The organism is Nocardiopsis sediminis, from assembly GCF_042650565.1.
Lineage (GTDB): Bacteria > Actinomycetota > Actinomycetes > Streptosporangiales > Streptosporangiaceae > Nocardiopsis_B > Nocardiopsis_B sediminis.
The window spans coordinates 340,310-360,754 of the sequence record NZ_JBHSBH010000012.1 but is presented as its reverse complement, the minus strand read 5'-3'; the positions used below and the strand labels follow the sequence as shown (position 1 = coordinate 360,754).

Annotated in this window: 21 protein-coding genes and 4 tRNA genes; 5 read left to right on the top strand and 20 right to left on the bottom strand. The window is 70.5% G+C overall.

Annotated elements, in window-relative coordinates; genetic code table 11:
• Nucleotides 1-746 precede the first annotated feature (746 nt).
• From ACFOVU_RS19740 to ACFOVU_RS19720, 5 genes are all read right to left on the bottom strand, one after another.
• Nucleotides 747-1,346 carry a GNAT family N-acetyltransferase gene (locus ACFOVU_RS19740; RefSeq protein ID WP_378535754.1) on the bottom strand — a complete coding sequence of 200 codons (600 nt, stop codon included), beginning with the start codon at nucleotides 1,344-1,346 and terminating at the stop codon, nucleotides 747-749.
• Between the two features lie 133 nt (nucleotides 1,347-1,479).
• Nucleotides 1,480-2,313, bottom strand: a complete 834-nt coding sequence (locus ACFOVU_RS19735) for an ion transporter (RefSeq protein WP_378535752.1) — start codon at nucleotides 2,311-2,313, stop codon at nucleotides 1,480-1,482.
• 239 nt (nucleotides 2,314-2,552) lie between these two features.
• Nucleotides 2,553-3,995, bottom strand: a complete 1,443-nt coding sequence (locus ACFOVU_RS19730) for an alanine/glycine:cation symporter family protein (RefSeq protein WP_378535922.1) — start codon at nucleotides 3,993-3,995, stop codon at nucleotides 2,553-2,555.
• 198 nt (nucleotides 3,996-4,193) lie between these two features.
• The gene (locus ACFOVU_RS19725) at nucleotides 4,194-4,499 is read right to left on the bottom strand and encodes a GNAT family N-acetyltransferase (protein WP_378535750.1); all 306 of its coding nucleotides are present in this window, start codon (nucleotides 4,497-4,499) and stop codon (nucleotides 4,194-4,196) included.
• Entirely contained in the window at nucleotides 4,490-5,437 is a 948-nt protein-coding gene (locus ACFOVU_RS19720) for a DUF5996 family protein (protein ID WP_378535748.1), read from the bottom strand. Before ACFOVU_RS19720 ends, ACFOVU_RS19725 begins: the two co-directional genes overlap by 10 nt.
• A gap of 205 nt (nucleotides 5,438-5,642) precedes the next feature.
• Here ACFOVU_RS19720 and ACFOVU_RS19715 point away from each other — a divergent pair, with 205 nt between their 5' ends.
• Complete coding sequence (locus ACFOVU_RS19715; RefSeq protein ID WP_378535746.1) at nucleotides 5,643-6,173, top strand: hypothetical protein; 531 nt, start codon at nucleotides 5,643-5,645, stop codon at nucleotides 6,171-6,173.
• A 34-nt stretch (nucleotides 6,174-6,207) separates the two neighbouring features.
• On the opposite strand, the gene ACFOVU_RS19710 is transcribed toward ACFOVU_RS19715, so the two are convergent.
• The 4 genes from ACFOVU_RS19710 to ACFOVU_RS19695 form a co-directional block, all read right to left on the bottom strand.
• Nucleotides 6,208-6,933, bottom strand: a complete 726-nt coding sequence (locus tag ACFOVU_RS19710; RefSeq protein WP_378535744.1) for an rRNA methyltransferase — start codon at nucleotides 6,931-6,933, stop codon at nucleotides 6,208-6,210.
• A gap of 93 nt (nucleotides 6,934-7,026) precedes the next feature.
• Nucleotides 7,027-7,101, bottom strand: a tRNA-Asp gene (locus ACFOVU_RS19705).
• 115 nt (nucleotides 7,102-7,216) lie between these two features.
• Entirely contained in the window at nucleotides 7,217-8,893 is a 1,677-nt protein-coding gene (locus ACFOVU_RS19700; protein WP_378535742.1) for an ABC-F family ATP-binding cassette domain-containing protein, read from the bottom strand.
• Between the two features lie 221 nt (nucleotides 8,894-9,114).
• Nucleotides 9,115-9,957 carry a GH12 family glycosyl hydrolase domain-containing protein gene (locus ACFOVU_RS19695; protein ID WP_378535740.1) on the bottom strand — a complete coding sequence of 281 codons (843 nt, stop codon included), beginning with the start codon at nucleotides 9,955-9,957 and terminating at the stop codon, nucleotides 9,115-9,117.
• A 250-nt stretch (nucleotides 9,958-10,207) separates the two neighbouring features.
• Between ACFOVU_RS19695 and ACFOVU_RS19690 the strand changes: the two genes are divergently transcribed.
• Nucleotides 10,208-10,720: a DNA-binding protein gene (locus ACFOVU_RS19690; protein WP_378535738.1), complete on the top strand. Its 513-nt coding sequence runs from the start codon at nucleotides 10,208-10,210 to the stop codon at nucleotides 10,718-10,720.
• Between the two features lie 470 nt (nucleotides 10,721-11,190).
• On the opposite strand, the gene ACFOVU_RS19685 is transcribed toward ACFOVU_RS19690, so the two are convergent.
• The 5 genes from ACFOVU_RS19685 to ACFOVU_RS19665 form a co-directional block, all read right to left on the bottom strand.
• The gene (locus ACFOVU_RS19685) at nucleotides 11,191-11,592 is read right to left on the bottom strand and encodes a hypothetical protein (protein WP_378535736.1); all 402 of its coding nucleotides are present in this window, start codon (nucleotides 11,590-11,592) and stop codon (nucleotides 11,191-11,193) included.
• Nucleotides 11,593-11,960: 368 nt separating this feature from the next.
• Nucleotides 11,961-12,500 carry an NUDIX hydrolase gene (locus ACFOVU_RS19680; RefSeq protein WP_378535734.1) on the bottom strand — a complete coding sequence of 180 codons (540 nt, stop codon included), beginning with the start codon at nucleotides 12,498-12,500 and terminating at the stop codon, nucleotides 11,961-11,963.
• Nucleotides 12,501-12,761: 261 nt separating this feature from the next.
• On the bottom strand, nucleotides 12,762-13,175 hold the full coding sequence (locus ACFOVU_RS19675) for an arsenate reductase ArsC (protein WP_378535732.1): 414 nt from the start codon (nucleotides 13,173-13,175) through the stop codon (nucleotides 12,762-12,764).
• On the bottom strand, nucleotides 13,168-14,250 hold the full coding sequence (gene arsB / locus ACFOVU_RS19670; RefSeq protein WP_378535731.1) for an ACR3 family arsenite efflux transporter: 1,083 nt from the start codon (nucleotides 14,248-14,250) through the stop codon (nucleotides 13,168-13,170). The genes ACFOVU_RS19675 and arsB overlap by 8 nt, the downstream gene beginning before the upstream one ends.
• Nucleotides 14,247-14,645, bottom strand: coding sequence for an ArsR/SmtB family transcription factor (locus ACFOVU_RS19665; RefSeq protein WP_378535729.1), 399 nt, complete (start codon nucleotides 14,643-14,645; stop codon nucleotides 14,247-14,249). Before ACFOVU_RS19665 ends, arsB begins: the two co-directional genes overlap by 4 nt.
• 80 nt (nucleotides 14,646-14,725) lie before the next feature.
• Between ACFOVU_RS19665 and ACFOVU_RS19660 the strand changes: the two genes are divergently transcribed.
• Complete coding sequence (locus ACFOVU_RS19660) at nucleotides 14,726-15,175, top strand: ArsI/CadI family heavy metal resistance metalloenzyme (protein ID WP_378535728.1); 450 nt, start codon at nucleotides 14,726-14,728, stop codon at nucleotides 15,173-15,175.
• Between the two features lie 82 nt (nucleotides 15,176-15,257).
• Here the strand turns inward: ACFOVU_RS19660 and ACFOVU_RS19655 are convergent, their stop codons facing one another.
• The 6 genes from ACFOVU_RS19655 to ACFOVU_RS19630 form a co-directional block, all read right to left on the bottom strand.
• A complete protein-coding gene (locus ACFOVU_RS19655; protein WP_378535726.1) occupies nucleotides 15,258-15,473 on the bottom strand; it encodes a tyrosine-type recombinase/integrase in 216 nt (71 codons plus the stop codon).
• A complete protein-coding gene (locus ACFOVU_RS19650) occupies nucleotides 15,454-15,948 on the bottom strand; it encodes a hypothetical protein (protein WP_378535724.1) in 495 nt (164 codons plus the stop codon). The genes ACFOVU_RS19655 and ACFOVU_RS19650 overlap by 20 nt, the downstream gene beginning before the upstream one ends.
• Before the next feature lie 79 nt (nucleotides 15,949-16,027).
• Nucleotides 16,028-16,101, bottom strand: a tRNA-Phe gene (locus tag ACFOVU_RS19645).
• A 29-nt stretch (nucleotides 16,102-16,130) separates the two neighbouring features.
• Nucleotides 16,131-16,205, bottom strand: a tRNA-Asp gene (locus ACFOVU_RS19640).
• A gap of 112 nt (nucleotides 16,206-16,317) precedes the next feature.
• A tRNA-Glu gene (locus tag ACFOVU_RS19635) sits at nucleotides 16,318-16,390 on the bottom strand.
• Nucleotides 16,391-16,509: 119 nt separating this feature from the next.
• On the bottom strand, nucleotides 16,510-18,054 hold the full coding sequence (locus ACFOVU_RS19630; RefSeq protein ID WP_378535722.1) for a metallophosphoesterase family protein: 1,545 nt from the start codon (nucleotides 18,052-18,054) through the stop codon (nucleotides 16,510-16,512).
• A 169-nt stretch (nucleotides 18,055-18,223) separates the two neighbouring features.
• On the opposite strand from ACFOVU_RS19630, the gene ACFOVU_RS19625 reads away from it, so the two are divergent.
• Nucleotides 18,224-18,568 carry a metallopeptidase family protein gene (locus ACFOVU_RS19625; protein WP_378535720.1) on the top strand — a complete coding sequence of 115 codons (345 nt, stop codon included), beginning with the start codon at nucleotides 18,224-18,226 and terminating at the stop codon, nucleotides 18,566-18,568.
• A gap of 264 nt (nucleotides 18,569-18,832) precedes the next feature.
• Nucleotides 18,833-20,329 (top strand): MFS transporter, encoded by a 1,497-nt coding sequence (locus ACFOVU_RS19620; protein WP_378535718.1) that lies wholly within the window; start codon nucleotides 18,833-18,835, stop codon nucleotides 20,327-20,329.
• Nucleotides 20,330-20,445 lie beyond the last annotated feature (116 nt).

Genomic DNA, 20,445 nt, shown 5'->3' with positions numbered 1-20,445 from the left:
CCATACCCCCATGGGGTATGCAACGCCGAGCCGCCCGCCGCCGGGGCCGGACCCACCCCAGCCGGGCCATGCCGGGAAAGCACCCGAGCGACCGAATTCGGCCACGATTGGAAATCACCTATTCTGCCGCCTGAAAAACGGGGGAAATCTCCGTGCAGCAAGCGGAACAGAAGGCATTTTGTCGCCAGATATTGCACCAGTCGGGAGCGCCTTTCGCCCTTATTCCACCGAATCGCACGCCGGGTGACCTGGATCACTTCCGGGTTCGTGATTGGGGGCGGCCGCAGGTGGCGAGATCTTCCACCGTGCAGGGCCCGCACAGGCTTCACCTCGTTAAGAAGTGATCGCACCGGAGCGAGAAGCAGCAGCGAAATTCCCTCGCATCACAAGCGCAAAGGATCGAAATGCAGAACATGAAGCGCGTCCTCCTCGGTTCCGCAATCATCGTCCCCGCTCTGATCGGCATGGCGGGCACCGCCTCCGCCGACGTCGACGCCGCCGCCTGACAGGGGAAGGCGGGCTACCACTCCAGCGACACCTTCAACGTGGGCTACGCCCCCCACGGGTTCGGTCTCTCCGACCACGAGGAGGAGACCGGGTACGCGGAGCTCGAAGGCGGGGCCGTCTCCACCCGCTGATCCCAGGGATCTTCATAACGGGGGGACGCCCCCGTCGGCCGGCACGATCCGGCCGACGGGGGCGTCCTGCGCTGCGGCACCGGTTCCGGCCCGCCGAAGGGGTCCGAGCTAGTCGGCCTTGAGGGGCAGGCGGGCGATGGGGCGGCCGCTGGCGGGGTGGGCGGAGCAGGAGAAGCCGGCCTTCTGGAACATGCGCACGGTCCCGGTGTAGACCTCGGCGCTGGGGGCGCGCCCGCCCGCGGTGTCGACGGGATAGGCCTCCAGCACCCGGCCGCCGCCGTCGCGCGCGTACTCCACAGCGGCGTCGAGGAGCTGGGCTCCCAGCCCCTTACGGCGGCGGCGCGGGGGCAGCCAGAAGCACACGACCGACCACACGCCGGGCTCGTCGGGGTCGGCCGGGCGCAGCGACCGAGACCGCGACAGGCGGACGTAGTCGTCGCGCGGCGCGACGGAGACCCACCCGCACGGCCGCCCGTCCTCGTAGGCCAGCAGCCCGGGGACCCGGCCCTCCAGGGTCAGCCGGCGCAGCTCCTCACGGTTGCCGGTGCCCCGCTCTGCGGGGGCGCAGGACACGCTGGCGGTGAAGTCCTTCGCGCGGCGGCGGAAGTACGCGCACCAGCAATGGCCGTAGGCTCCGGTCCGCCCGAACAGCCGCTCCAGGTCGTCCCACCGATCCGGGGTGGCGGGCTCGATCGAGACGATGGTCATCTGACCCCCTCGGACACAGGACTCGGTTGTGACCTAGCACACTAGCGACTCACCGCGCGCTGCGGCACCCTTCGCTCGGGCATCTTGCACCCGTCTGTGCCGCTATGGGTCACCTGCCGGATATATCCGGACCCTAGGCGCCGTCGCGCGCCGGCACCGTTCCCCCGGCGGTCTCCGGCTCCCGTGCCACCGCGGTGTCCCGCCGCAACTCCGCGATCTCCGAGCGGAGGGCGCGCAGCTCCGCCAGTACCGCATCGCCCTCGGCCGACGGCGCCTCGGTGCTGCCGTCCTTGTCGTGCTCCAGCGCCTCGACCGCCACCGCGATGAACAGGTTCAGCGCGACGAACGTCGAGAGGAGGATGAACACCACGAAGAACACCCACGCGGTCGGCTGCTCCGCCATCACGGTGTGCGCGATCTCGCCCCAGCTGTCGCCGGTCATGATCTGGAACAGCGTGAACAGCGCGGTGAGGATGTCGCCGAAGTACTCGGGCGCGCTCGCCCGGAACAGGTTGGTGGCCATGACGGCCGCCACGTAGAGCAGGAGCGCGACCAGCAGGGAGATCGACGCCATGCCCGGCAGCGCCTTGAAGAGCCCGGTCACCACGTGCCGCAGGGTCGGGATGACCGACAGCAGGCGCAGCACGCGCAGCACGCGCAGGACCCGCAGCACGGCGAAGGGGCCCGACGCCGGGAGCAGGGCGATGCCGACGATCACCAGGTCGAACCAGCCCCACGGGTCGCGGAAGAAGGAGCCCCGGTGGGCGAAGATCCGCAGCCCGAGCTCCACCACGAACACCGCGAGCACCAGCAGGTCGATGCCGTGCAGCGTCTCCCCGTGCCGGGCCATGATCGCGGGGGAGGTCTCCAGCCCGAGGATCATCCCGTTGACGAGGATGAGGGAGATGATGGCCGTCTGGAACCAGCGCGCTTCGACCACGCCCCGGACACGTTCTCGCAGGGTCACCGGGCAGGCTCCATCCATTCCACATGCAGGGGGTCGGCGTCGGCAGAGCCTACCCGCAGACGATCACCGGAGATCACCGCTTCGGCGGCCCGCGGGGCAACTCGTGACGAACGACCGGATCCGGACACGCACCGCGCACGGTCCGGGAACGACGACGGGCGGGTCCGCCGGCACCGGAGTGTCGGCGGACCCGCCCGCATCACCAGGCCCGGAGCGTGCGGCTCACCGGGCCCGGGGACTCAGACCTTGTCGGTCACGGAGTCGTCGCGGACCTGGGGCTCGGGCTCCCAGCACTGCACCCCGGTCAGCTGGGGCAGCCGGTCGCGGGTGAACACCGGGTCGATCCCCTGCTTGCGCTGGGCCACGTAGTCCTTGAGCAGCGCGACCACCACCCCGCTCAACGGCGCGAGTGCGAGCAGGTTGATCAGCGCCATGAACCCCATGGTGGTGTCGGCGAGGTTCCACACGATGTCGACGGTCCCGATGGAGCCGAAGAACACCGCACCCAGGAAGACGACCTTGAAGCCGGTCATGACCCCGGTGCTGCGGCTGAGGAAGCCGACGTTGTTCTCGCCGTAGAAGTAGTTGCCCAGCACCGAGCTGTAGCACAGCATCAGCAGCACCGCCGTCAGCAGGTGCAGCGACCAGGTGCCGAGGCTCGCCTCCAGCGCGTCCTGGGTGAGCGCGGGCCCGCGGCCCTCGCCGTAGACCGGGTCGTTGACCAGGATGATGAACGCGGTCACCGAGCACACCACGAGGGTGTCGAAGTAGACCCCCAGCGTCTGCACCAGGCCCTGCTTGACCGGGTGGGTGACCGTCGCCGTGGCACCGGCGTTGGGCGCCGAGCCGAGCCCGGCCTCGTTGGAGAACATGCCGCGCCGGGCGCCCTGGATGATCGCGGTGCCCAGCGCCGCACCCGCGAATTCACGCAGGCCCAGCCCGCCCGTCACGATCTGGGCGAGCACATTGGGGATCTGGTCCACATTCAGCGCGACCACGACGATGCCCATGAGGATGTAGGACAGCGCCATGACCGGCACCAGCAGCTCCGACACGCGCGCGATCCGGCGCACGCCGCCGAAGACCACCGCCGCCGAGACCGCCACCAGCACCGCACCGACCAGCGGCGCCAGCCAGCCGGGGGCGGTCGCGCCGGTCGCCTCGACCGACCCGGCGATGGCGGTGGAGATCGTGTTGGACTGCACGGCGTTGAACACGAACCCGAAGGTCACGGTGATCGTGACGGCGAAGATGGCGCCCATCCACCGCTTGCCCAGGCCGTGCTGCATGTAGAAGGCGGGGCCGCCGCGGAAGCTCTGCTTGTCGCGGACCTTGTAGAGCTGGGCGAGTGTGGACTCCACGAAGCTCGCGGCGCCCAGCAGCATCGCCATGAGCCACATCCATAGGACCGCGCCCGGCCCGCCGACGGCGATGGCGCCGGCCACACCGACCACGTTGCCGGTGCCGATCCGGGCGGCGGCCGAGATGGAGAAGGCCTGGAAAGAGGAGATCGCCTTCTTGCCGTCCTCGGCCGTCCCGGGGGCGTCACGCATGATCCGGAACATCTCCGGGATCAGGCGGAACTGGACACCGCCCAGCCGCACGGTGAAATAGATGCTCAAGATCGTCAAGAAGGGGATGAGTAGCCATTGCCAGTAAAAGTCGGTGAACGTGAGGACCATCTGGTTGGCCCATGCGTCGAGTCGTTCCACGGCCCGTGGTGCTCCTTTGCTCCGGCGGAATGCCGACGCGCGACCCTACCCCCGAGACGCAGGTCGCGGCGACGACGGGGGGCGAAGTTGCCGAAAAGGCACCGATTCGCAACGCTACGTTACCTGTCACCGCACGGTCGCTGAAGAGTGAGGGGAGCCGATGCCCGCTCAGTCGCTCACGCGGCTCTCCGGCGCCGAATACACCAGGTCCGCGTAGTCGGGGTGGCGCCCGATCCACGCCTTGACGAACGGGCACAGGGGGAGCACGGCCAGGCCCCGATCGCGCACGTCGTCCAGCGCGCCGCGCACCAAGGCCCCTCCGACGCCCTGGCCCGCGTAGGACGGCGGGACCTCGGTGTGGGTGAAGACGATCATCTCATCCGTGGGGATGTAGACGGCGAAGCCGGCCAGTGCATCGCCGTCGCGGGCCTCGAAGCGCTTGGCCGACGGGACGTCGGTGATCGTCAGGTCCACGGCCCCCCCTTGCGGCGGAACGGGTCGGTCACGCCGTCGGCGCAGGCCAGCGCGTCGACCGGCCACCCCCGCAGCTCCGCCCCGGCGCGGTAGGCCGCCTCGTAGAAGGCGAGGACGGCACCGGCGCGGTCGGCCTCCTGGCGTACCCGTTCGTAGCGCAGCAGCGCGAGGTGGCCGCTGCCGCCGGTGGCCCATTCGGCGCCGTCGGGCAGCGGGCGGCCGGTGAGGCCGTCGGGCTCGGGCACGGTGTAGGAGTAGAACGCGGGCTCGGGGACGGTGTCGTCGCCGAACCAGAACCCGAAGCTGATCGCCTCGCGCGAGTAAGCCTCGCGGATCAGCGGGCCGGCCTCGCGCGGCTGGCTCACCGGGGTATCGGAGAACCGGGTCACGGCGATGTCGAGGGTGTGCCAGAAATGGTGCACCGGGCTGGTCTTGCCCGAGAAGCGCGCCGCGAACTCCTCCATCACCAGGTTGACCTGCGACAGCACCTGCCAGTAGCGCGTGACGGCCGCGGTGTCGTAGACGGTGTGCTCGGTGTCCTCGACGAAGGTGCTCCCGGAATCGGGGAGGTCGTAGGGGCGCGGGATCTCGATACGCGCGTGCACGCCGATCCCTTCGAGGGTGCCCAGAACCTCCCGGTAGAACGAGGAGACACTGTGGCCCTGCACGGGGAACGACGCGGTGCGGCCGTCGACCGAGCTGGCCACCAGCCGGTGGCCGACCAGGTCGAAGTCGATGGTGAAGATCGGGTTTCCATCGACCCGGCCCATGGGGCGGGTCGTCAGGCCGGTGCCGGTCAGGTGGAAGGGCACGTGCCACCAGTGGTTGCGGCGCGGACTCGACGCCAGGCGGATCTTGCCGACGATCTGCAAGAAGCGGTGCAGGGTCCGCTTGGTGTCGCTCCACTCCGCCAACGGCATCGCGGGGAAGAACTCCATGCGGTCGCCCCCTCCTCTCGGCGTCCCTCCGCCCGGTCGGCCGCCGCCTCCGGCGCGGCACAACGGCCGGGAAACCGGCAGGTCACCGTCCCGACGCCACATTACCGGCGGCGCCCGCGATCACGGCCCCGCCACACCGTCGGAGGGGCCGTGTACGGTTGCGGCCGTTCTCGGCACCGATGCCCCCTACCGGAAAGGGCCTCGAATGGGCTACGAGACGGAGTTCACCGGCCGGGTCGCCGTGCACCCGCCCCTCAACATCCATGAGATCGCCTACCTGCGGCGGTTCGCCGGAACCCGCCGGATGCACCGCACCCGGGGCCCGTACTACGTGGACGGCGGCGGCCACGCCGGCATGGCCCTGGAGCCCGATGTCCTCGACCACAACAGGCCGCCCGATGGCCAGCCCGCTCTGTGGTGCAAGTGGGAGCCCACCGGTGACGGTGGCGCCATCACGTGGAACGAGGCCGAGAAGTTCTACGGCGCCGTCGCATGGATGGCCTACCTCATCGACACGTTCCTCAAGCCCGGGGCCGCCGTCGAGCACGAACTCGCCGCACCGGTCCCCGGCCGCGACTACCCCGGAGCGTTCCGGCACTTCACCTTCGACCACATTCTCGACGGCGCCATCGACGCCGTTGGCGAGGAGCCGGAGGATGTCTGGCGGCTGACCGTCACCGCCAACACGGTCGGCACCGAGGCGCTGCCCGACCCCCGGCTCGACGGCGGCCGCTGAACGCCGGGGCACGCGGCGTGTGCCCGCCCCCGTCTCAGCCGTGCAGATCGCCCGCGCGGACCAGGACCGCCGCGCGATTGCCGGCGCGCATCCGCTCCAGGGCGGCGACGCCGGCGGGTACCGGGACCTTGCGGGTACGGGCGGTCACGGCGATGACCGCACCGCCGGGCAGGACCGCGGCCAGCGACCGCAGCAGCGCCGACACGGGGTCGCCCTCAGGGAGTCGGCCCGACCAGTGGCTGAGGTCGCCGTAGGGCACGTCCGTGAGCACCACGTCCACCCGGCCGGGCGGCTCCGGGGCGAAGGCGTCGCCGGTGCGCACGGCGCAGGGCAGGTCGCCGCCCATCGCGGCCAGGCGGCCGGAGAGCCGGCGGGCGGCCGCGGCCCGGTCCAGGAAGGACGGCCTGCCGAACCGCTCGGCGTCGGCGCGCAGCTCCCGTTCGCGGGCGGCCAGCCCCTCGGAGGTCAGCAGGTCCAGGTTGCGTGCGGCCAGGCCCACGGCGGCGTCGTCGGTATCGGTGGCCAGGATCCGGGACAGCCGGTCGCGGTGCAGCAGGCCGACCGCGGTCACCAGGTGCCCGCTGCCGCAGCACGGGTCCCACAGCGCAATGGGGCCCTGCCCCGCATGGGCGGCCGCGCGCTGGAACAGCTCACCGGCCAGGCGCACGGGGAAGCCGGGGCGACCGGGTGCCGACCGGAGCACGCATCCGCTCGCGAGGTCGGAGTGGTCGGCCCGCTCGGTGGCGTAGCGGTAGGCCACGGCGCTCGCCTCCTTCGCCGCGCGAGACCGGCGGATCGGGCCGGGCATGAAGAAACCCGGGGCCATGGGGCTCCGGGCGGTGGTGGTGAGGGGCGGTCCTGACGGGATTTGAACCCGCGGCCTCCACCTTGACAGGGTGGCGAGCACTCCTAGCTGCTCCACAGGACCTTGACACGGACGGGATCGCCGTCCGCTGCTTCAACTCTAGCGGCTCCGCCGAGCACTCCGTCCATCCGGACAGCGGGGCCGCCGCCGGACGGGAACCGGGCACCGTCCCCGGGGATCACGTCCGATCGCGGCGGACGCGGCCCTCGTCCCACACCGGGGTGTCCGAGACGTAGACGTCCCCCTCCGCACCGAACACCAGGAAGCGGTCGAACGAGCGGGCGAACCAGCGGTCGTGGGTGACGGAGAGCACCGTGCCCTCGAAGGACTCCAGCGCCGTCTCCAGGGCATCGGCGGAGTCGACGTCGAGGTTGTCGGTGGGCTCGTCCAGCAGCAGCATCGTGGCGCCCGACAGCTCCAGCAGCACGATCTGGAAGCGCGCCTGCTGCCCGCCCGAGAGCGTCTCGAACCGCTGGTCGCGCTGGTGCACTAGTTCGTAGCGCTGGAGAACGGGCGCCGAGCGCTCAAGGGGCAGGGCGTACTCCTCGGCGAGGATCGCCGCCAGCGTCCGCCCCGTCCATTCGGGGTGGTGGTGGGTCTGGGCGAAGTGGCCGGGGACCACGCGCGCGCCGAGCTTCGCCTCCCCGCTGTGGGCGACCCCGGAGGGGTCGGCCAGCAGCCGCAGGAAGTGGGACTTCCCCGACCCGTTGGAGCCCAGGACCCCGATCCGCTCGCCGTAGAACACCTCGGCGGTGAAGGGGCGCATGAGGCCGGTCAGCTCCAGGTCACGGCAGGTGAGGGCGCGGACGCCGGTGCGCCCGCCACGCAGCCGCATGGTGATCGCCTGCGCGCGCGGCGGCTCGGGCGGCGGCCCGGCGTCCTCGAACCTGCGCAGGCGGGTGAGCGCCGCCTGGTAGCGGCTGGACATGCCGTCGTTGTAGGCGGCCTTCTGCCGCAGGTTGCGGACCAGCTCGCGCAGGCTCTTGTGGCGCTCGTCCCAGCGGCGGCGCAGCTCCGCGAAGCGGGCATGGCGGTCCTCGCGGGCGGCGTGGTATCCGGCGTAGCCGCCGCCGTGCACCCACGCGGAATTCCCGGCGCCCGCGCCGCCCTCCAGGGTGATGAGATGGCTGGCGGTAGCGGCGATCAGCTCCCGGTCGTGGCTGATGAACAGCACCGTCTTCGCGGTGGCCCGCAGCTGCTCCTCCAGCCACTGCTTGCCGGGGACGTCCAGGTAGTTGTCGGGCTCGTCGAGCAGGAGCACGTCGTCGGGGCCGCGCAGCAGGGCCTCCAGGGCGAGCCGCTTCTGTTCGCCTCCGGAGAGCGTGCCCAGCTCGCGGTACTGGGCGGCGGTGAACGGCACCCCGAGCGCGGCGACGGTGCACACGTCCCACAGCACCTCGGCGTCGTAGCCGCCGGCGTCGGCCCAGTCCGACAGCGCTTGGGCGTAGCGGAGCTGGGCGGCCTCGTCGTCGCGCTCCATCATCACGAGTTCGGCGGCGTCGAGTTCCCGCGCCGCGGCGCGCACCCGGGGCGCCGCCACCGAGACGAGCAGGTCGCGGACGCAGGAGTCGGCCGATAGCGGGGCGGAGACGCCGTCGGCCCCGCCCTCGGCGGCGGAGGCGGCGTGGGAGCCGATGAACTGGCGCATGACCCCGATCCTGCCGCTGCGGGTCACGGCGCCCTCGAACGGCGGCTCGTCGCCGGCGACCACCCGCAGCAGGGTCGTCTTGCCGCTGCCGTTGGCCCCGACCAGCACGGCCTTCATCCCCTCCCCGATGCGGAAGGAGACGTCGTCCAGCAGCATGCGGCCGTCGGGGAGCCGGTAGCCCACCCCGGCGACATCGATGTGGCCCATGGGAGGCCACTATGCCCGCCGTCACGGTCCGGACGCGAACGGTTTTCCGCGGCCCGGGGCCTCCGCCTGCGGGAACGGGCGCCCGCCCGCGCGGGGGCCGGGCGGGCGGGGCGGTCGTGGGGACGGGGATCAGGGGCGTGGGGTGGGGAGGGATCAGGGGGTGGGGATGTGGGGGGTGGTGAACGGGGAAGGGGTGGGGGGACAGCGGATGCGCCGTCGGCTCAGCCGACGACGGCGCTGTAGGAGAGCGTCTCCAGGGCGCCCTGCCCGGTGAAGACCTCGGTTCCGGCCTGCACGCTCGACAGGTACTTGGTCTCGGCGAGGAGCCCGCGGTCGACCAGGTGGCCGGTGAAGGACGCGATGTCGATGTCCAGCGACTCGGTGTTGGAGGTGCGCACGAAGGAGTAGACGTTCCAGGCGTCGGGGATCTGGCCCTGGTAGAGGTCCCACTCCTGGCCGTCGACGGTAACGGTGTCGATCCGCTGGCCGATGGGGCCGGCGCCGCCGGACGTGTAGGGCCAGATCATGATCTCGTCGGTGGGGTCGTCCGTGGATCCGGGGTTCGGGATCTCGTGCAGCCAGAGGTCGTAGGCGACGTTCATCGTCCCCGGGTCGTCGGGCTGGACGTCGTACTCCCACGAGCTGGGGATGGAGGTGCCGGCGGAGAGCTGCACGGGCAGGCCGGTGTCGCTGTTGCGCCAGCCCCAGTGCCACCCGAGCACCGAGCTGGAGAACGACTTGACCGAGGAGGGCCCGCCCTCCCACTGCCACTCGGTACGCCAGCCGATGGTGTCGCCGTCGGTGAAAGTGTCCTCGATGCACTGCGACCCGGTGCCGGCGTCCTGGCCCCAGAGGTTGTTGTTGATCCAGTAGGACCCCTGGTCGATGGTGCCGAACGCCTCGCACGTCTCGGCCAGGGGTGCGGCAAGGGGTGCGACCGGGGCGTCGGCCGCAGCCGGGGCGGCCAGGGCGCCGGAGGCCAGAGCGACGCCCGCGGCGACCGCTGTTGTGCGCCGGGTCCAGGCCGCACGGCGGCGGGGATCCCTCTTCTCGCTGATGATCACGTGATCACCTCTTCTTGCTCGTGTCGGTCGTGTTGTCGCCGGTCGATACCCGCGCGGCACGGCGGTCAAGGTAAGCGCTTTCCAATACGCAGAACCCCACCGCTGACCGCGCTTCGTAACCGGCCCCTGACTGTAAACGACTCCCCCGCCCCGCGAAAGGGGGGTTCCAGGACATTCCACGCCGTAGTCTTCAACAGAGCGTTCACATCATTATGTTGACAACGATCTGTTCAAGACCCATCATCGAGACATGCCCGAGAACCCGCAGAACGAGCGGAACGCCTCACAGAACGAGCAGAACGCCTCGCAGGACGACCCGCAGACCGACCCGCGAAACGACTCGCAGAGCGATCCCTTCACCCGGCCCGACCCCCAGGACGCGCGCCGCCTCCGCAGCTACGAGGCGCTCATGCGCATCACCGAACGGCACGCCACCGGCGACCACCGCACCCGCTGGGACGAGCGCCGGATGCCCATGGAACCCTTCGACGCGGTCCGCCGCATCGCCGACCTCGCAGCGGGCAGCGCCCTGCCCGAGGACGACGAGCCCCCGGTCGACCGGAGCGACCTCACCGCCGCCCTCACGCTGGTGCCGTGGGCGCGCGGCGAATTCGACCAGATGGAGGCCGGCCTCCTGCACATGGCCAAGGGCCGCGGTATGACCTGGCACGAGATCGCCTTCGGCCTCGGCCTCGGCACCGCCCAGGCCGCCCGCCAACGCCACGAACGCCTCACCCGCCGCGCCGCCCCCGAGGACGCCTGACCCCGCCACGTGGGCCCGCGCCGCGACCCCACGTGGACGCATATTCGCCGCAGCCATCCGCTGAGCGCCACCGGAGTATCGGGGAACGACTAAGCCCCGTGGCCTGTCAAGGCAGGTCACGGGGCTTTCATTCGCAATCAGATGTGGCCAGGGGCGGGGTCGAACCGCCGACCTTCCGCTTTTCAGGTCTAACAGCCTGAGCGGTGTAGCCACCAGCGTCTTTCCACGTCGCATCCGAGCGGGAACGCTATAGGCGGAATGTGGATGGAACGATAGCCACGAGCTTCCGCCGTTACAACCCTGATGATTTCGTCGATCAGTTGCCGGAACGTTGACCGCGAGTCCCCCGCCGGTGAGGAGGACCTGCATGCCTATTTGCCGACCGCGTGTAGGCCAGTGGGTGGGACTCTGAGCCCCAACCTGTTCTCTTCACCCACCCGCTGGCGGCCACGGTTCTGCACCACACGGAACTACCGGTCAAACCACTGGTCGGCTTCGTCCCCTCTCAGCGAGAACATGACCGCGATGGGGAGCATCAGCCCAGGCAGTGCACCCAAGCCCATACCGGTGAGCAGTAGGACGGCCAGCCCCGCCGGTATGGCCAGGCTCTCCACCAAGAAAACGGCGCTCCTGGCATCGTCGAACCGCTTGCGCATGAAGACTGCGCAAAGGGCCAGCGCGGCCGCCAGGATGACGGAGATACCTATCAGGACGCCGGGCACGAGACCGACCTCCTGGTGATGATCGATACGCACGGCGATGTCGGCCAGGATCAGCAATCCGACGGCGACACTGTAGACCACCTGGATTACGAGCACGAGCAGGGCATTCCTGATCCTCGGCGGCGTCGGCCGGGTGGGCTGGTCGCCCATGGAGACCCTCATCTCTCTTACCTCGCGGAGATTGCGCTCTTACGGACCCCAGGGTGGTCCTATCGTGTGCGGCCTGTCCTCGCCGTGTCCGGTTCTGGGCACCGCTCCGGATCGGATGTGGCCTCAGACAACCGCCGAGCAACCCGGGTGGCTTCTCCCGCACCGCAGAGGAGATCTGGGCCGGTTTGATGGACGAGCACGAGCCGCCGTCGCCTACAGCACAATCAAGGCCTACGCTCAGGCGAAGGCGCGCTTTGCCAACTGAATCAGGCGCGCACAGGTCATCAGGCAGCCTCGGGCCCACTCCATTGTCCGCGGACAACCTGACTTCGATTGCAGAGCGCCCTCACAACGCGCGGTGCAAGGTCCTACCCGGCGGACGGCCGTCCGGCGGTGGCGAGGTATAGCAGCGCGTTCATGGAGGTGCCGGACACCAGTTCGCGCTTGCGCACGAGCTCGGGCACGCTCGTGAGCGGGACCCACTCGATGCGCTCGGCTTCCCAGTCCTCGGACGGGGCGCCGACGTGTTCGGCGGAGTCGGCGAAGAAGATGTGGTGCTCGCTGTCGCTGATGCCGCTGGATGGCTGGGCGTAGATCAGCGGCCGGAGCGGACCCGGGCGCCACCCAGTCTCCTCTTCGACTTCGCGCGCGGCAGCGACCGCGGGGTCTTCGCCGTCGTGGATACCGCCGATCGGGATCTCGTAGCCCCAGGTGCCGGTGATGAACCGGTGCCGCCACTCCAGCAGGACCCGGTCCTTGTCGTCCATGACGACGGCGCCGGCGCCCGGCGCCGACCGGATGAGGCGGTGCTCCAGGTGCCGCCCGCCGGTGATCTCCACATCGGCGACGCGGATGTCCAGCCACCGGTCTCGGTAGAGCTGCTCCTCGGAGTGGACGGTCCAGCGCATGCAGCGGCTCCCTCGGGGACGGCACTATCGCCCCTAGGAGATCACACCCCGAGGCCGAGTTCGGCATCCGCCTGCTCGGCGAATTCCCGCACTTCCGGTGTGCTGCTACGGGAGACGAGAGCATCGCGAACCGCGGCGACACGGTCGTGCAACCGACTCACCTGGCGGCCCGTTCGGGGAGTGTTTGGGGACCGGTCTACTCCCCATCTGAAGGTGTCGATCGGATCGCGCCACAGTGATGGCCCGGGTCGGGATGAGGTCTTACCTTGCCGTCGGCAGGAGTTCGGCCACCAGTGCGGTGATCCGGCTGCGGATCTCGTCGCGGATAGGGCGCACGGCCTCCACCCCCTTGCCGGCCGGGTCGGGCAGTTCCCAGTCGAGGTAGCGCTTGCCGGGGAAGAACGGGCAGGCGTCCCCGCATCCCATCGTGATCACCACGTCCGACGTCTGCACGGCTTCCGTGGTCAGGACCTTCGGCGTCGCGTCTGAGAGATCGATGCCGACTTCGGCCATCGCTTCCACGACGGCGGGGTTGACCGTCTCCGCCGGCGCCGAGCCCGCCGAGCGTACCTCGACGCGGTCGCCGACCAGGTGGGTGAGGAAGGCGGCGGCCATCTGCGAGCGGCCTGCGTTGTGCACGCACACGAACAGCACCGACGGCATGGACTCAGACATCAGCAGTGGGCCTTTCCGGGAAGAAGCGGCGGGCGGCCAGTGCGACATGCACCAGGCCGATGAGCACGGGGACCTCGATCAGCGGGCCCACCACCCCGGCCAGCGCTTGGCCGGAGGCCGCGCCGAAGGTGGCGATGGCCACCGCGATCGCGAGTTCGAAGTTGTTGCCCGCTGCGGTGAACGCCAGCGTCACCGACCGGGGGTAGCCCATCCCCAGCGCCCGGCCCAGGGCCAGCGAGCCCGCCCACATGATGAGGAAGTAGGCCAGCAGGGGCAGGGCGATGCGGGCGACGTCCAGCGGCCGTGACGTGATCGCCTCCCCTTGGAGGGCGAAGAGCACCACGATGGTGAACAGCAGACCATACAGCGCGACCGGCCCGATACGGGGCAGGAACCGGGTCTCGTACCAGGCGCGCCCGCGTGCCTTCTCGCCGAAGTGGCGGGTGAGGTATCCGGCCAGCAGCGGCACACCGAGGAACACCAGCACCGACCCGGCGATCTGGGCCACCGACACGTCCAGGGCGGCCTGTTCCCACCCGAGCCAGCCCGGCAGCACCGCCAGGTAGAACCAGCCCAGCAGGGCGAAGGCCACCACCTGGAACAGCGAGTTCAGCGCGACCAGCACGGCCGCCGCCTCCCGGTCGCCGCACGCCAGGTCGTTCCAGATGATCACCATGGCGATACAGCGGGCCAGCCCCACGATGATCAGCCCGGTCCGGTACTCCGGCAGGTCGGGCAGCAGCAGCCACGCCAGCGCGAACATCACCGCCGGCCCGGCCACCCAGTTCACGGCCAGGGAGGCCACCAGCAGCCGCCGGTCACCGGTGACCGCCCCCAGCCGGTCGTAGCGGACCTTGGCCAGCGCCGGGTACATCATCACCAGCAGGCCCAGGGCGATCGGCAGCGAGACCCCGGCGACACCGACCCCTGCCAGCAGCTCACCGAGCCCCGGGACCAGCCGACCCAGCGCCAGCCCGACCGCCATGGCCACCAGGATCCACACCGTCAGGAACCGGTCCAGCGTCCCCAGCCGCCCGGTGACCGCCGGAGCGGCCCGTGTCGTCGGGGCGGTCACGCCTGGGATCCGGCGGGTGAGCCGACCGGCGCCCCGGCGGGGCGGGTCAGGATCCCGGCGAGGCGGTCGGTCATCTCCGGGAGCAGCCGGTAGTACACCCACGTCCCGCGCCGCTCGGAGGCGATCAGCCCTGCCTCGCGCAGCAGCTTCAGGTGGTGGGAGACGGTCGGCTGTGACAGGTCGAAGGCGGGCGTCAGGTCGCACACGCACACCTCACCCCCGGCGCGGGACGCGATCATCGACAGCAGCCGCAGCCGCACCGGATCGCCCAGCGCCTTGAACACCCGCGCCAGCTCAACGGCCTGGTCCTCATCCAGCGGCGCCGTCAGCAGCCCCGGACAGCAGCCTTGGACCGTGCCGTCCGAACCGGGCATCCCGATCTCTTGTTTCGACATGCGTCTATGTTGACAAACTTCGATCCAGTGCGCAACGTTGTATCGACGAACATCGATACAACGGATCGAGGAGACCCCCGATGTCCCGTGTCCAACTCGCCCTGAACGTCGCCGACCTGGAAGGATCCGTCGTCTTCTACTCGAAGCTGTTCGGCGTCGAGCCCGCCAAGCGCCGCCCCGGATACGCCAACTTCGCCGTCACCGAGCCTCCGATGAAGCTCGTGCTGATCGAAGGCGAGCCCGGCCAGGACACCCGCCTCGACCACCTCGGCGTCGAGGTGGATAGCACCGTTCAGGTCGACGCCGCCACCGACCGGCTCAAGGAGGCGGGATTGGCCACGTTCGAGGAGAACGACACCTCCTGCTGCTACGCCGTGCAGGACAAGGTGTGGGTCCACGGCCCCGGCAGGGAGCCGTGGGAGGTCTACGTGGTCACGAGCGACAGCGACCAGAAGGGCAAGCCCCCAACGACCGCCGTTGACGACTCCATCCCCGCGACGCCCGAAAAGAGCTGCTGCGCGGCGAACTAGGCGCTTCCGGCCCGGCGAGAGGCGGAGTCCTCCCGCCGGGCCTGCGCAACGCAAATCAGACTGGCGCGAGCTGCCCTGCCACCTACGCGCCGTCCATGATCTGGTCGTAGTGGCGGCGAGCCCGTGCTCCCGCGGCCGACCGCCCGTAGCGGCGCAACATCTGGTCGGACGACCAGCCGTTGAGTTCCTTGAGGTCTCCCTCCGAACCCTTGCGGTTCAGCCAGGCGTGGGAGAAGTTGTGCCGGAACTTGTGCGGGTGGACCTCGACGCCGCACTCCTTACCTCGACGCGCCACCATCTGATAGATCCCGTTGGGCGTCATCGGGGGCCGGTTCCGGATGCCCAGCCAGAGCAGGGGACGCCGGGCCTCCTTGTGCTTGACGCGCACGCGCGTGGTTGGGGAGGTCTTCCTCCTGCGCCCACCACTTCCAGAACTGCTGGAGCGCGCGGAACTGGTTGTTGGCGTAGGAGTCGCTGTAGGTGTCGAGGAGCCAGACGATCCAGCGGCGGATGTCGTCGCGGGTGACGTCGGCCCAGTCGTCCTTGCCGCAGCCAAGTCCGGCGGGCTCGTCACCACCGGTGGCGGGCACCATGGTCGGCTCGGGGAGCAGATGAGCGGCGGCCATCCACTGGGCGGCCTCACGGTAGGTGCGGACCGTCTTGTCGGACTTCTTCTCCGCGTGGAGGTGGAGTTCGAAGGAGGCGATGTGAGCCCCGAGGACCCCGGCATCGAGGTTCTTGGGGGCGCGCGGAGCGCGCTGGGAGGATCCCATAGTTTTCCTCTGTTCCAGCATTGTGGCGACGCTAGCAAGCGAACTTGCCTACGCGTCTCCGCTGGACAGAGGTGGAAAGTGGCCAGGGGCGGGGTCGAACCGCCGACCTTCCGCTTTTCAGGCGGACGCTCGTACCGACTGAGCTACCTGGCCCCGGGCACACCCGTGGGTGTGATGAGGGGCGGTCCTGACGGGATTTGAACCCGCGGCCTCCACCTTGACAGGGTGGCGAGCACTCCTAGCTGCTCCACAGGACCATGATTCTGTTGTGGACGGGATGCGCGGGGTTTCCGGTGGTTCCGGGTGATCCGCGCTCCGTTCTCCGGGCCTCATTCTGCCAGATGGCCGACAGTACTCGGACCGGAGCCGTACCCCCAACCGGATTCGAACCGGCGTTACCGCCTTGAAAGGGCGGCGTCCTAGGCCACTAGACGATGGGGGCCTCGACGACGAACGAGTCGCCTTTTCCCGCTTCGTCATGCCGTCGGGGACGGCACAAGCATAGGGGAGATTTCCCCACAGTGCCAAAGCGGTTTGGCCGCCCCGCCGGTCCCGGGGAGGTCACGGCGGCGAGGGGCCGTCGGTCGGCGTGCCGGGGGTCGCCGTTCCCGGTGTGGCGGGCGTGCCCGGCGGGGCGGTGGGCGGGGTGACGTCGCGGTCGGGTTCCGGCTCGATGTGCCGCTCGATCTGGGCCGATGTCAGCCCCAGGCCGCCGAGCGTGATGTCGTCCCAGGCCTGCAACCGCTTGGTCTCGGCGTCGAAGTAGAGCACCGACGCCTCGTAGGGCGTCGGTCCGCCTGAGTCCTCGTCCAGCCCCCGCAGGCCGGCTCCGCCGGTGGAGCCCTGCACGATGAAGCGGGTCCCGGCGCCGTCGATCTCCGTGCTCCGCTCGTGCCCGTGCCCGGTGAGCACCAGAGGGGTGTGCCCGCTGAACGCGCCGGCCTGGACGGAGTCGTGCAGGACGGCGACGTCGACCGGCGGATCGGCGTCGTCGAGCGAGGCCGCCTGCTCCGCGCCGAGGGCGGCGACCTCGGCGGTGTCGGGGTCGTCGCGGGTCCGGTCGGGGGTGAAGCGGGGGTCGCCCGCCCCGTAGAAGGTGATGCCCTCGACCTCGGCGGTCCCGCCGTCGAGGACGATCGCGTTGGGCTGCGCCTCGACGGCACGCTGCGTGCCCATGGAGTCGTGGTTGCCGCGCACCCACACATAGGGGACGCCGAGGCGCGCGATGTCGTCGGCGAACACGTCCTCGGCGGCGCTGCCGCGGTCGGTCAGGTCGCCGGAATCAACGATCAGGTCCACCCGGAACTGCTCCTGGAGCGACCGGATGACGTTCCACGACGCCGGGTTGAGGTGGATGTCGGAGACGTGCAGCACGCGGATCGTCGAGCCGTCGTCGTCGTAGACCGGAAGGTCGGACGTCGCCTCGTAGATCTGTGAGACGTTGCCGACCAGGCCGGCCAGTTGCTCGCGGTACTCGGAGAAGCGGCTGATCACGTCCTCGGCGCTGCCGACGACCTGGGGCGCGCCGGCCAGCAGCCCCGAATAGCGGGGCTCGGCGATCGCGCCGGGGTTGAACGTCGCCACCGTCACGCCTCCGGCGGCGGCCAGGGTGAGCAGGGCGGTCAGCGCGCTCCAGCCCGCGCGCCGCCAGCTCCGGAACACCACCAGCGCCATCAGGGCCGCCCCGAGCACGGCGGCGACGGCGGCCTGCGCGAAGAGGCGGATGACCCCGGAGCGGACCTCCGCTCCGATCCGGTCGGCCATCAGGTCGATGGCCTCGGGGTTCTCGAACATCTCCTCGGCCGCCGACAGCCGGATCTCGGAGATCGCCGCCTCGAACCGGAGCGGGGCACGGTGGGTGTCGAATGCGAGACGGCCCAGCGGGGACACGTCCAGGACGGTCTCGCCGTGCAGGGTCGGGCTCACGCTGAGCCTGACATCCGCCGGCCCGATGGGGGTGAGCACCTGGCCGCCCAGTGCCAGGCCGAGCCATCCGCCCAGCAGCGCAACGGCGGCCACCACCGCGACCCGCCAGGCGCGGCCCTCGCGCAGGCGCGCGATCCGGGCCGCCAGGTGGCGGGGATCGACGGCCAGTGCGGATCTCATGCGAGAGAACACGCCTTCATCATGCCCGGGCTCCCGGCGCTCCCAACGTGCCGAGTGGAGGACACCGGAGGCGTGGGCGCAGAGCCTCGTCGCACGTGGGACGGGGCGTGCGGCCGCGGGGCGCGGGGCGGTCGCCGGGCGGGAGCGGGGATGACGGAGAATACGAGGCGTGGTCGAACTCTCGCGCAGGCGCTTCGAGGAGTTGGTCGGCGATGCGCTCGACTCCATCCCCGCCGACCTCACCGGGCTCATGGACAACGTGGTGATCACCGTGGCCGAGGACCCGCCCGAGCCGGGGCTGCTCGGCCTGTACGAGGGCATCCCCCTGACCGAGCGGGGAGACGGCTACGCGGGGGTCCTCCCGGACCAGATCTTCATCTATTGGCGGGAGATCTGCGCGATCTGCGAGACACCCGATGACGTGGTAGAAGAGGTCCGGATTACGGTCGTGCACGAAATCGCACACCACTTCGGGATCAGCGACGACCGGCTGCACGAACTGGGCTGGTCCTGACGGTCCGCCGACTTCGGACGTGCCAGAACGAGGCGGGCGTCGTTGCCGCGGCGGATGGAATCGTCACCGGATACCGAGAAGTGACATGACGTCCCGTTAGGCCGATCTGCGGCTTATGCAGGCCATCTGCAACGAATCAGACACGAAATTCACCAAACCGCTTGCGAAGCACACCCTCCATCAGGAACGGTAGGTCATCAGACAACAACCGAGAGTGACACCACTGCGCGCCGCGCCAGTGCACACCAGTAAGGGAGTTGCCGGGTGGGTGATCCGCGCACGGGCAGCCGCAAGATCCACGTCCCCTCGCAGAACCGCGGACAGGTCGCCCCGCTCCCCCGGGGGGCCGCCGACGACACCGACCCCGCCGAGCCCCCAGGGGCCTCCACCGGCCCCGATCCCGAGCCCGCCCCCGCTTCCGATTGGCGGCGCGGCTACCGCGACGTCGTGCGCATGCGCGAGTTCCAGTCCCTGTGGCTGGCCCACGCGCTGTCCATGACCGGCAACTACCTCCTCAGCGTCGCCGTCACCGTGCTGGTCTTCCAGCAGACCGCGTCGGCGCTGGTCGCCGGCGTCACCATGGCGCTGACCTTCCTGCCGCAGATCATCGCCGGCCCCCTGCTCTCAGGGCTGGCCGACATCCTGCCGCGCCGCCGCGTCCTCATCGTCAGCGACCTCGTGCGGGCGGCGCTGGTGGCCTGCATCGGGATCCCCGGGCTCCCGCTCTGGGCGATCTGGACCCTGCTGTTCTGCTCGATCCTGCCCATGGTGCCGTTCAGCGCGGCGCGCGCCGCGCTCATGACCGAGATCGTGCAGGGGGAGCGCTTCATCGCCGCATCGGCGATCATCAACATCACCTCGCAGGCGGGCACGCTGGTCGGGCTGGTCGCGGGCGGCTGGGTCGTCGCCGCCATCGGCCCCAACCCGGCGGTCATGTACAACGGCCTGACCTTCGTGGTCTCCGCGCTGATCATCGTCTTGGGGGTGCGGTCGCGGCCGGCGCCCACCGGCGAGCGGGGGGAACGCCCCACGCTCTGGGAGGTCACGCGCGACGGCACCCGCCTGGTGTTCGGCGACTCCCGGCTGCGCACCCTCGGCCTGCTGGCCTGGCTCGCGGGCTTCTACATGGTCCCCTACGGCCTGGCCAACCCGCTCGCCGCCGAGGTCGGCGGCGGCCCGATGGCGGCCGGGCTCATCATGGCGGGGCCGTCCATGGGGGCCGTCGTGGGCGGTTTCGTCCTCACCCGGCTGATCTCCCCCGGCACCCGCATCCGGCTCCTCGGCCCGCTGGCGGTGGCGGCGTCGGTGCCCCTGCTCGCATGGTTCCTGCATCCGCCGCTGTGGGTGATGGTGGCGCTGCTCGCGTTCTCCGGGATGACCGCGTCCTACCAGATCGTGGCCAACGCCGCATTCGTGCTCTGCGTCCCCTCCGAGGGACGCGGCCTGGCGTTCGGCCTGGTCGCCGCGGGCCTCCAGGCGGCCCAGGGCATCGGCATCGCCCTGGCGAGCCTGCTCGCCGAGACCGCCGGAACCCACATGGTGGTGACCGCGGCGGGGGTCCTCGGCATCGCCGGCGCCCTCGCGCTGGCGGTCCCATGGTCCCGGCTGTCCGCGGGGACCATCGCCCTCATGCACGCCCCCGCCGCCCCTCCGGAGGCCGCTCCCGAGGACACCGCGGGTCCGAGGGATCAGCGGTCGGACCGCTTGCCCGCAGGAGGGGCCGACGCACCGGCGTCGCCCGTCGAGGCGGAAGGTTCCTGACCGGCGGCCTCAGGCCCCCCATTCGGCCCTCCACCGGTCTCGCAACGGCCGTTGGGGGGTCGTCGCGGCACATACCCCGGCCTGGCTCTCAGCGACCACATCATGGGTTCGCCTCC